Annotated in this window: 9 protein-coding genes; 2 read left to right on the plus strand and 7 right to left on the minus strand. The window is 46.0% G+C overall.

Annotation, left to right across the window (positions count from 1 at the left end; all coding sequences use genetic code 11):
- Positions 1-75: 75 nt before the first annotated feature.
- Positions 76-438, plus strand: coding sequence for a DUF2750 domain-containing protein (locus BAE46_RS02985; RefSeq protein WP_006007636.1), 363 nt, complete (start codon positions 76-78; stop codon positions 436-438).
- 77 nt (positions 439-515) lie between these two features.
- Here BAE46_RS02985 and BAE46_RS02990 read toward each other — a convergent pair whose 3' ends face one another.
- Together BAE46_RS02990 and BAE46_RS02995 are read right to left on the minus strand one after the other, a co-directional pair.
- Positions 516-1,172 carry a dUTP diphosphatase gene (locus tag BAE46_RS02990; protein ID WP_006007638.1) on the minus strand — a complete coding sequence of 219 codons (657 nt, stop codon included), beginning with the start codon at positions 1,170-1,172 and terminating at the stop codon, positions 516-518.
- Positions 1,173-1,352: 180 nt separating this feature from the next.
- Complete coding sequence (locus BAE46_RS02995) at positions 1,353-2,174, minus strand: M90 family metallopeptidase (protein ID WP_006007640.1); 822 nt, start codon at positions 2,172-2,174, stop codon at positions 1,353-1,355.
- Between the two features lie 309 nt (positions 2,175-2,483).
- Here BAE46_RS02995 and BAE46_RS03000 point away from each other — a divergent pair, with 309 nt between their 5' ends.
- Positions 2,484-3,596 (plus strand): ADP-ribosylglycohydrolase family protein, encoded by a 1,113-nt coding sequence (locus BAE46_RS03000; protein WP_070111831.1) that lies wholly within the window; start codon positions 2,484-2,486, stop codon positions 3,594-3,596.
- On the opposite strand, the gene ovoA is transcribed toward BAE46_RS03000, so the two are convergent.
- The 5 genes from ovoA to prpB form a co-directional block, all read right to left on the minus strand.
- Positions 3,571-5,757: a 5-histidylcysteine sulfoxide synthase gene (gene ovoA / locus BAE46_RS03005; protein ID WP_244884976.1), complete on the minus strand. Its 2,187-nt coding sequence runs from the start codon at positions 5,755-5,757 to the stop codon at positions 3,571-3,573. The two genes, BAE46_RS03000 and ovoA, sit on opposite strands and share 26 nt — an antisense overlap.
- A 271-nt stretch (positions 5,758-6,028) precedes the next feature.
- Entirely contained in the window at positions 6,029-7,207 is a 1,179-nt protein-coding gene (prpF, locus tag BAE46_RS03010) for a 2-methylaconitate cis-trans isomerase PrpF (protein WP_070111711.1), read from the minus strand.
- Between the two features lie 74 nt (positions 7,208-7,281).
- A complete protein-coding gene (gene acnD / locus BAE46_RS03015; RefSeq protein ID WP_070111712.1) occupies positions 7,282-9,888 on the minus strand; it encodes a Fe/S-dependent 2-methylisocitrate dehydratase AcnD in 2,607 nt (868 codons plus the stop codon).
- A 36-nt stretch (positions 9,889-9,924) separates the two neighbouring features.
- Entirely contained in the window at positions 9,925-11,049 is a 1,125-nt protein-coding gene (gene prpC / locus BAE46_RS03020; protein WP_070111713.1) for a bifunctional 2-methylcitrate synthase/citrate synthase, read from the minus strand.
- Between the two features lie 52 nt (positions 11,050-11,101).
- Entirely contained in the window at positions 11,102-11,992 is an 891-nt protein-coding gene (gene prpB / locus BAE46_RS03025) for a methylisocitrate lyase (protein WP_006007652.1), read from the minus strand.
- Positions 11,993-12,004: the final 12 nt, after the last annotated feature.

Raw genomic sequence — 12,004 nt, forward strand, 5'->3', positions numbered from 1 at the left:
TAACAACTCACCTCAGTAAAAAGGGTGTATATATCAATAGTACCTTTGCCTTTTTACTTATTTTAAGGAAATAAGATGTCACCAAGCTTTAACGAAGTATTGCAAATGTCGGCAGATAAGCGCTATACCTACTTGCTATCGCAAGCGCAGCAGCATCAGCAACTGTGGATCCTAAACGATGATGACGGTTGTGTCATTCTCACCACTGAAGATGAAGACTGCGTGCCGGTTTGGCCAGCACAAGCATTCGCCCAACACTGGGCTACCGGCGATTGGGAACATTGTGTCCCTATGGCTATTTCGGTAAGTGACTGGCTAGCTCGCTGGACCCTGGGACTGCAGGGCGACGATGTCAATATTGCGGTGTTCCCAAACCCTGAAGAAGAGGGTTTAATTATATTTCCTGATGACTTTGACGCTGACTTGCGCAAAAAGTAAGGCTTATTGTACTATTTACAATATCAGTAGCTAGAGTGAATGTTGCCCTGCGCAAAAGCACACAAGGGCAGCATTCATTACTTGGCTAAATATCGCTTCTCAAGCGCCTTGTATAATACGTCAGCATAATCTTGTGTCGTACTGTTAGTCTGTGCCATTATCTCTACTAAATGCTCGTTGTCTTCTCGCCCTTGCCATACCTTATTATAGCTACCTTCTTTATAGCCGTGATCTTGCCGAAAGAAATTCAAAATATTCTTGCCTACGTATTGCTCAAACAACATAGTAGGTGTCATTTGTGCTTGTTCAACTATGGTCACAAATAACGGCATATCAAACCGTTTTACCACACATAGACCCGCCATTAACTCTAAATTTTCCACCAAGGTATTTGTGGAGACATCAAATGTTACACCGTCAAACACGATTATAGGGTTTAGGTGCTGTAGTTCAACTTCAATTTCTTTAGCTGCTTTTGGAATGTCACCGTCATGCGCAATAATAATATGCGATAGCGCGAAGTGCCAAATATCAACCAGTTCCATTTGTACCTGGGCTAAGTCGCAATTTTGAGCTTTCCACCACTTCCAACCATGATGATCAATAGCTTCTACCGATTCAATTAACGCTGCGCGTAAATAGCTGTAGCCTGCGCTAAGCCACTGGGGGTTAACTTTTGTGTTCATGGCGTCTTGTAGTGCCAGCATTGTGGCGAGTTGAGTACTGCTTAACATGCGTTTTCCTTTGCACAAATGTAATAAAATTATGAGTCAATATTGTAGCGTTTTTACAGCCTGACAACAGTTCTTATTTTTTAGACAAGCGTGCCTTAAGCACTGCCGTTTTTTGCTCATTGATTTTAGACCAATACTTGTGGCTAAATGCTAAATGCATTATGTGTTATGCATTATGTGTTACCAACTGGCAGGATCAACACCATAGTATCGAAACAATTGCGCATACAACGCAGGATGCTCATACTTAAGCGCTTCAGACTTCTCAAAAAACACTTCGCTAGCAACCGCAAAAAACTCAGCGGGATTCGTCGCGCCGTAGTAGTCAAATAATGAGGGTTGACCAAGAGCAGCCTGGCGTTTCAGCTTTTCAAATTCAAGTGACAATACGTTTGACCAGGTGTCATAACGTTGTCCTTTAGATAGTATTGGCGCACCGTTGGCAGCGCCGTTTTCTTGATCCAACTGATGCGCAAACTCGTGAATCACGACATTGTGCCCGTCATTAGGATCGTAAGCGCCATCTAGAGTGTCTTGCCATGACAGCACAACTTTACCAAAGCCCCAAGACTCTCCGGCAAGCGTGACGTTTTCACTAAAGTGCACGCCATCAGAGCTTGCTGAGCTATGCTGTTTCACGAACGCTCGCGGGTAGACCAAAATAGTGCTCAATTTAGGGTAATAATCGGTGTTTCGATTTAGCAGTAATAAGCAGGCTTGGGCGGCAATTGTCACCCTAATTTCGTCTGTAATAAGAATACCGTGGTAACCAATGAAACGCTTTTCAGACAAGAATACTTGAACATGCTGCTTCAATTGTAGTTGCAGATGCGCCGGCATTTTTTTGAAATATGGCATGCGCTGCTGAATTATTTTACGCCACTGCTTAGTAAAGGGTAAACGTTTTGCCTCAGCTCTTTTGTATTCTCGCCAATAGGGCTTGCCAACAAAAAAAGCAATAAACAGCGAGCCAAGCAAAAGAGGTAATAAATAGGAAAGCATTGTTCAATTCTAGCCTTGTGTATAGGCTAAATGTTGGGGCAAATTTGCCGTTTTTCAAGCATTATTAATATGGCGCTTGCGTTTTCTAGAACCGTGGTAGCTGAAGGAGTATAGACGCATGTTTCCTCACGCATACGCCTAAGGCAAGCAATATCTGCTTGTTTGTTGAATATAGTAAGCTTATTGTTTATTGTCATTACCTCTTTTAAAAGCAATTTACACTAAAACCAAAAAAGTGCTAAACGTCTGTTACATTATATTTAGCATCAGGCTTTTGACTTTTTGGTACTAGGTGACAGAGGTAATATAGTGAACCATAATTCTGCTCAATCAATACGCGTATCAAACGCCCTTAAAACTCAGTTTATTGCTGACGCCTTAGCAATGCCTGTGCACTGGTATTACCAACCAATGGAAATTGAGTTCGCTTTTCCCGGGGGTATTCAGCGTTTCGAAGCCGCCCCTAAGCATCATCCCTCTTCTATTATGTCTTTGCATTCAAAACGCAAAGGAGGACGCCAATCAAGTGATACATCTTCTGCTGCAGACATTGAGGTGGTGGGTGATGTTATTTTAAAAGACAAAGCCTCTTTTTGGAATACACCCAATGTGCATTATCATCAAGGCATGGGCGCCGGTGAAAACACCTTAAACGCCCATTGCGCACGTGTAGTAATGCGTACATTGGCAACTGATAACGGTCATTACGATCGCCGTTCATTTGTTAACGCCTATATCGATTTTATGACCGCACAGCCGCCTGCTCACCCCGACACTTACGCTGAATCGTATCATCGTGGTTTTTTCGCAAATTATGCACAGGGGCGCAAACCAGAAAAATGCGCCATGCTAACACACGATACTGCCTCGGTTGGCGCGTTAATTACCATAGCGCCTCTGGTCTTTTCACAGTACCTGAAAGGCAGCGCTGCTTCAAACATTCAGGTTGCCTGTAGAGAGCATTTGGCGCTAACGCATCCGGATGAATCACTAATGCAGGTTTGCGACCGTTATGTGAATTTACTTAGCGGGCTTTTGGAGGGCGTTGATGAGAGCGGTTTTAAAGCCCTGCTAATAGAGGCAAGTAAGGGCGTGCCTAATTTCGATTTACCCGGTTTAATCAAACGTGACCTGCCCGATCATCAGGTTGTCGGCCATTTATTTTCGCGCGCCTGCTATATTTCTGACTCATGGCCGATAGTATTGTATTTAGCCTACAAATATTACAGTAACCCTTACAAAGCGCTTTTAGTGAATACTAATTTGGGCGGTGACAACGTTCACCGTGGATCTGTGTTAGGTACATTGCTTGGCTTACAAAGCGATGCTGTGGCTAATAATTGGTTTTCGCAATTAGTAGACCACAGCGCCATTGAGCAAGAAATAACCGCCCTAGTTAGCGCGGCAAGCGCTCCCAAATAGTCAGTTCAGACAAGGTATGTTGAAACTTGTGCTGGGTTTCACGAATAACGAAGGGCACCTTTTGAGGCTCACTCACTAGCCTAAAGTGGTTTGAAAGCTGGTCTTTCAAGCCATCTAAGGTGGTGTAATTTTCGCCGTCTTTCTTATAGCCGCCTATCCACCCTTCTTTTGGCGTATGCTCTTCTAGCCAGGTGTAAGGAGAGGCAAGAATGAGCAAACCCCCGCTGTTAATGCGCTTAGCAATGTCTTTTAAAAACACGCTTGGCTGGTATAAACGGTCAATCAAATTTGCGGCCAATACTAAGTCATAGCCTGCAAACTGGGGCTTTAAATTACACGCGTCGCCTTGGTGAAATGACACACGCTGCGCACAATCTTTTAACCCTAATTCTTGCAGTGTACGGGTATGATAGCTAACTAGTTCGCCCTCTTCGGTGAGTGCGTAGCGCACAGCGCCCTGCTCTGCCATTACCGCACCTAAGCGCGTAAAGTTAGCAGAAAAGTCAATGCCATCGACCTTGTCAAATTCACGTGCTAGTTCAAAACTTGCGCGGCCACAGGCACAGCCTAAATCTAAGGCTTTACCCGCAGGCTTTCCCTTGTTCGCCGCAAGCGCAATATCCGCCAGTGCTTTAGGGAAGTTCTCAACGCCGTACCATGTATCGCCAAAATGAAACTCTGCATACTCAGAAAGTAAGCGATCACTTTCATAGTAGGGATTAGGATCGTTGACCTTTTCATCGGACGCAATGTAACGAAACCCTGCATGTTGAGAAAAATGTCGTCTAAAAGCATAGCGCGCTGAAAGGCGTGCTTCGTTGCCGGCTGAAATCCACGAACCACCTTTCATTAAATTGTGCTGGCCGTCAAAAGTAGGCGTGGTGAAATCATCATATAAAGGGTGTACTTTGAAGTTATCAAGCGGATAAATTGGTGTTTGCGTCCACTGCCACACATTGCCCACCACATCATAGAAATCACCCTGTTTAAAGCGGTTAACCGGGGTTGACGACGCGTAATGATCTAGATGCAAATTGGCATTAGCAACATCGACGCCTACTTCCTTTACGTTTGCGTGTGCACATAGCCTATGCCACTCATCTTCGCTGGGCAAGCGAATTTGTTGACCCATTTGCGCTGATTTCCATTCGCAAAACGCGCTCGCTTCATGGTAGTTCACCTCGGCTGGCCAATCCCAAGGCATTGGCATTTCTTGGGTCATAAGACGTAAATGCCACGCTTTATGCCAGCGCCAGAATGCCGGGTGTTTAGCCTTCGTGAACTGCTTCCACGACGTACCTTCCTCAGACCAGAAGCTGTCGTGTTCATAGCCACCAGCGTCAACAAATTCTAGAAACTCATTGTTGCTAACCAAGTACTCGCTGGCTTTAAATTCAGCCACTTCTGTGCGGCGCTCGCCGTATTCGTTATCCCAGCCATAATAAGCATCGTCAAATGCTTTACCAATGTTCACTTCTCCAGCCGGCACCGTAATTAAGGTGTTTTTTGGTGCGTCTGAAGTGTCTGGACATGCAGGCCATTGCGGCTGTATCTGCACTCTGGCAAGATCATGTTGGCGAATTAAAACAGATGAGGTTTCAAGATGAATACGCTCATGCTCAATACCCATCACAATTGGCCACCATGGGCTTTCCCAGTCAATAGGCAGGCTAAGTGCTTGCGTGTTGATTACGTTGAGCACTTTAGCGCGCACCTTTGCACGATACTGTCTTACCTCAGGCACGCTGGGCCAGTCATAGTTTTTGTCGTCTAAATCGTCCCAACTCATTTCATCAACCCCTATTGCGAAGATTGATTCCATGTGTGCGTCTATTCGTTCAGGAATTAGCTTTGCAAGTAACAGTTTATTGATGAAAAAAGTGGCGGTGTGGCCAAAATAGAAAATGAGCGGATGGCGCAGCGCAATAGACTTTTGGTAAAAAGCGTTGTCATCTACTAAGCAGTCAAAAAGACTTGTGTAAGTGTCAAAGGTATTGGTGAAGTAAGACGCTATTTCTGTGCGCTTATCGGCTTGGGTGCCGCCCTTGAGTTCTGGTGTTCTTTGCAAGGCTTTCACGCCATCCATCATGGTGCCTTTCATTCGATGAGGTTCGGTAGAGGGCATTTCTTTTATTTCGGCGTTTTTTAAAGGTGCTGTCATGTTTAGAGATGTTCCGTTATTTTTTCTTAAGCTGTATTACGTGGCGTCAGCTGATGATGATTTACGCTAATTACGCAATATGATTAATGCTATAAATTATTTTGGTCGAATAGTATAGATGAATACAAATGTAATACTAACTCATCGACGCACAAATCTGCATTAAGCTTTATTCATGTGTAATGTAAATTGCCCACTTACACCTTCAAGCATACCCAACTGCTGTAATATTTTATAATTGAAGGCAATAATCTGTAATAGAACACAGCGTTCAAAAAGAGTCTTCAGGGATCCTTACCCAGCCTTCCATTAACACTCTTGCGCTTCTGCTCATGCTGACGTTTTTGACTGTCCACTTATCGTTGGTGCATAAAGCGTGTGCGCCTACTTTTAAGCTACCCGATGGATGACCAAAGGTAACTGAGTTTCGTTCACCACCGCCAGACGCTATGTTTACCAATGTGCCAGAAATCGCCGCTGCGGCGCCAATAGCAACTGCGGCGGTTCCCATCATGGCATGATGAAGTTTACCCATCGATAGTGCCCTTACGTGTAAATCAATTTCATTGGCGGCAATAACTTTGCCACTTGAAGATACATAAGGCTGCGGCGGCGCAACAAAAGCAACTTTTGGCGTGTGCTGGCGAGACACCGCTTCTGAAATATGACTAATAAGGCCCATTTTTATCGCACCATAGGCACGAATTGTTTCAAAGCGCGCTAGTGCTTTTTCATCACCGTTTATGGCATCTTGCAGTTCTGTGCCTGTATAGCCTATTTCATCTGCATTTAAAAATATCGTGGGAATACCAGCGCTTATCATGGTTGCTTTAAATGTGCCAACATCTGGCACCACAAGATCATCCACTACATTACCGGTAGGGAACATTGCTTCACTTGGGTCAACCGGCGCAACAAAGTCTACCTGTACTTCAGCGGCCGCAAAGGTCACGCCATCAAGTTCAAAATCACCGGTTTCTTGCACTTGGCTTTGTGTAATTGGCACATGAACAATAATTGTTTTGCTGATATTTTGCTGCCAAATCCGCACTTCGCAAATGCCATTTTCGGGGATCCTGTCGGCATTAATTAATCCTGCACTTATAGCGAATGCACCTACCGCCGCGGTCAGATTTCCGCAGTTTCCGCTCCAATCTACGAACGCTTTGTCGATGGCTACCTGACCAAACAAATAGTCAACGTCGTGATCTGCTTGCGCTGATTTAGCTAAAATGACGGTTTTGCTGGTGCTTGAGCTTGCCCCGCCCATGCCGTCGGTGTGCTTACCGTACGGGTCGGGGCTACCAATGACGCGCAGTAACATCTTGTCGCGAGCTTCACCTGGCACCTGACAGCGTTTGGGTAAGTCTGTCAGATTGAAGAACACACCTTTTGATGTGCCGCCGCGCATATACGTAGCGGGTATTTTGACCTGAGGTACATGAGACATCACACTTCCTTTTCTAATTGCTAGGCGACGGTTAATGGCTAGGCGACGATTAATGGCTAGGCGACGGTTAATTGCTAGGCGACAGTTGCTTCAAGAAAATCATTCGCAAACTTTTGCAGAACACCGCCAGCTGCATATACTGAAACTTCCTCAGCTGTATCTAAACGACATTTCACAGGTATTTCTGCCACTTCACCATTCTTACGTGTCATCACCACGGTCATTGCACCACCGGCGGCCGTTGTTCCCTTAACATCATACGTTTCAGTGCCATCAATGTGGTAAGTATGACGAGTTTCACCCTTCGTAAATTCAAGTGGCAACACGCCCATACCGACCAAATTGGTGCGGTGAATACGCTCAAAACCTTCTGACACGATCACTTCAACGCCGGCTAAGCGAACGCCTTTCGCCGCCCAGTCTCGTGAAGAGCCTTGACCATAGTCGGCGCCGGCAATAATGATTAAGGGTTGTTTACGCGCCATATATGTTTCAATAGCTTCCCACATGCGCGATTCAAGACCTTCGGGTTCTATACGGGCTAAAGAGCCTTGTTTTACTTCGCCGTTAGCGTCTTTGCACATTTCGTTAAATAATTTGGGGTTAGCAAAGGTTGCGCGCTGGGCAGTTAAATGATCGCCACGGTGGGTTGCGTAAGAGTTAAAATCCGCTTCTGGCAAGCCCATTTTATGCAAGTACTCACCTGCGGCGCTGTCTAACTGAATCGCATTTGAGGGCGATAAGTGATCCGTTGTTATGTTGTCGCCAAGTACTGCTAACGGACGCATGCCTTGCATAGTGCGTTCACCCGACAGCGCACCGTCCCAATAAGGAGGACGACGAATATAGGTGCTAGTTTCATCCCATGCATAAAGTGGACTTTCGGCCGGCTCAAACGAGCCTAAATCGAACATGGGCGTGTAAATTTTCTTGAACTGCTCAGGCTTCACGCACGACGCTACAATTGCATCAATTTCTTCATCGCTTGGCCAAATGTCTTTTAGGGTAATGTCATTACCGTGTTGGTCTTGTCCTAGTATATCTTTTTCAATATCGAAGCGAATGGTGCCGGCTATTGCATAAGCAACAACTAAAGGCGGTGATGCCAAAAAGGCTTGTTTTGCATAAGGGTGAATACGCCCATCAAAGTTACGGTTGCCTGACAAAACAGCGGTTGCATATAAATCGCGATCAATAACTTCTTTTTGAATGACTGGGTCAAGGGCGCCACTCATGCCATTGCAGGTTGTGCAGGCGTAACCGACAATACCAAAGCCCAATTTTTCCATTTCAGATAAAAGACCGGCTTCTTCTAAATAAAGCTTAGCCACCTTTGAACCCGGTGCAAATGACGTTTTAACCCACGGTTTACGCACTAAGCCTAAGTCGTTAGCGCGTTTGGCGATAAGACCCGCTGCCACCACGTTACGCGGGTTAGACGTATTCGTGCACGAGGTAATAGCCGCAATAATAACGGCGCCATCGGGCATTTCACCCTTGGCTTCTTGGGCTTTACAATCGCTTAGGTTTCTTGCAATGTTGCTGGACGCTAAATCGGCTGTGGCCAAACGACGATGCGGGTTTGAAGGGCCAGCTAAGTTACGCCCTACGCTTGATAAATCAAACTCGAGCACGCGTGCATATTGCGCGTCAAGCAAATCGTCAGCCCACAGGCCAGTATGTTTGGCATAATTTTCTACTAGGGCGACTTGCTCTGGCTCACGGCCGGTAATTTTTAAGTAATCAATGGTTTGCGCGTCAATATAGAACATACCAGCAGAGGCGCCGTATTCAGGCGTCATGTTTGAAATAGTGGCTCTGTCGCCAATGGTTAAGCTTCTCGCGCCTTCACCAAAGAATTCTAAATAGGCAGAGACCACTTTTTGATTACGCAAAAACTCCGTAATGGCCAGCACTATGTCGGTGGCGGTAATACCAGGCTGGCGTTTACCACTCAAATGCACCCCAATAATGTCAGGCAAGCGCATCATAGTGGGGCGACCCAGCATAACCGTTTCAGCTTCTAAGCCGCCCACGCCAATGGCAATAACGCCCAGCGCGTCGATATGCGGCGTGTGGCTGTCGGTGCCTACGCAGGTATCGGGGAAGGCGACGCCGTCGCGCACTTGAATAACGGGTGACATTTTTTCTAAGTTAATTTGGTGCATAATGCCGTTGCCGGCAGGAATAACGTCCACGTTTTTAAACGCTGTTTTGGTCCATTCAATAAAGTGAAAACGCTGTGCGTTACGATGATCTTCAATAGCGCGGTTTTTATCAAAGGCTTGCGGATCAAATCCCGGCGCTTCTACTGCTAAGGAGTGATCCACAATAAGCTGAGTAGGTACCACGGGGTTAACTTTAGATGGGTCGCCGCCTTGATCAGCAATCGCGTCGCGAAGGCCGGCTAAGTCAACCAAGGCTGTTTGGCCTAAAATATCATGGCACACAACACGCGCGGGATACCAAGGAAAATCAAGCTCTTGCTTGCTTTCAATAATTTGCTTTAACGAGTCGCTTAAGGTGTCAGGGCTGCATCGCCTTACTAATTGCTCAGCAAGTACACGTGATGTATAGGGTAATTTTGCATAAGCGCCTGGGCTGATGTCTTCTATGGCGGCTCTGGTATCGAAAAAATCAATATTGGCGCCAGGAAGTGGCTTGCGGTAATCATAATTCATAATGTAATCCCTTTGTTGAGCTTAGTGATTGCTAGCTTAGCGCTGCGCGATGGGCATCACTTTTCTTGGATCTGCGCCAACATAATCAGCACTTGGGCGAATTATACGATTATTTGAGCGCTGCTCCATCACGTGCGCAGCCCAGCCCGTGAGGCGTGAGCACACAAATATAGGCGTGAACAGCTTGGTAGGAATACCCATATAATTATAAGTAGACGCATGGAAAAAATCAGCGTTACAAAACAACTTTTTGGTGTCCCACATAAATTCTTCACAGGCAACAGAAATATCATAAAGTGCAGTATCACCATTTTGCTTCGCTAGCTTTTCCGACCATGCTTTAATAATGACGTTGCGGGGGTCGGACGTGCGGTAAATGGCATGACCAAAGCCCATAATCTTTTCTTTACGTTCAAGCATTGCGGCCATTTGCACTTTTGCGTCACTTGGTGATTTGAACTTCTGGATCATATCCATAGCCGCTTCGTTAGCACCACCGTGAAGTGGGCCACGCAAAGTGCCGATTGCACCGGTAATACAAGAGTACATATCAGACAAAGTAGAGGCGCAAACACGTGCGGTAAAGGTAGAGGCGTTAAATTCGTGCTCAGCATATAAAATTAACGATACGTCCATTACACGCTCATGCTGCGCAGACGGCGTTTTGCCATTTAACAAGCGTAAAAAGTGGCCGCCTAGTGATGCTTCGTCACTGCTACAGTCAATTTCAACGCCATCATGTGAATATCTATACCAGTAGCACATAATTGCTGGGAAGGCGGCGAGTAAACGGTTTGCGGCTTGGCGCTGCTGTGAAAAATCAGCTTCTGGCTCAACGTTACCTAAAAATGAACAGCCCGTGCGCATAACGTCCATAGGATGAGTGTCTTTGGGGATTAGTTTTAACACGTCTTTTAGTGACTGCCCAATATCGCGTAATCCCAGTAGCTCGGCTTTATATTGCGTTAACTCAGCTGTAGTGGGTAATTCACCGTTAAATAATAAATAAGCGACTTCTTCAAAGGTAGCGTTGTCGGCTAGGTCAGATACGTCATAACCGCAGTAAGTTAATCCGCTGCCCGATTGGCCCACGGTACAAAGCGCCGTTTCGCCTGCACTTTGACCGCGTAGACCCGCACTATTAATCTTTTTCTCTGTCATGGTAGTTTCCTCTCGTCAATATTTTTTACTGTATATGTAGATATATGTGTAATTATTTATTTTTGCCATTAGCAAAAAGCGAATCTAGCTTTTGCTCATAATCGTGATAACCAAGATAGTCATATAGATCCATACGCGTTTGCATGTTGCCAATTTCTGCTTTTTGATCGCCATCTTTAAGCAATGTTTTATACACAGACTCAGCCGCTTTATTCATGGCACGAAACGCGGAGAGTGGATAAAGCACCATAGCGCAGCCCCACTCACCTAACTCCTTTTTGTTCCACAGTTCGGTTTGACCAAACTCAGTGATATTAGCAAGAATTGGCACATCTAAGGCTTCGGTAAACGCGCGGTAGTGTTCTTCGGTTTTTATCGCCTCTGCAAAAATACCGTCGGCGCCGGCTGCCACATAGGCTTTAGCGCGCGCTATTGCAGCGTCTAGTCCTTCTTGCGCGAAGGCGTCGGTGCGCGCCATAATAAAGAAATCAGGATCGATGCGTGCATCCACGGCGGCGCGAATACGGTCTGCCATCTCATCAGTAGCCACAATTTCTTTGTTAGGGCGATGACCACAGCGCTTTTGCGCAACTTGGTCTTCAAGATGAACTGCCGCCGCGCCTGCTTTTTCCATATCACGGATTGTTTTCGCTATATTAAATGCGCCGCCCCAACCGGTATCAATATCGACCAGTAAGGGTAAGCTGGACGCTGCCGTAATGCGCTGCACATCGGCAATAACATCGTTTAATGAAGTCATACCAAGGTCGGGCAAGCCATAAGAGGCATTAGCCACACCGCCGCCCGACAAGTAAATGGCTTGATGGCCTATTTGCTGGGCCATCATTGCGCTGTATGCATTGATGGTGCCCACAACCTGTAAGGGCTTGTTATTGGCTAAGGCTTGACGAAATTTCGCGCCAGCAGATAATGGACTTGTCATAATGTATTTCCT

Source organism: Glaciecola punicea, from assembly GCF_001756615.1.
GTDB lineage: Bacteria > Pseudomonadota > Gammaproteobacteria > Enterobacterales > Alteromonadaceae > Glaciecola > Glaciecola punicea.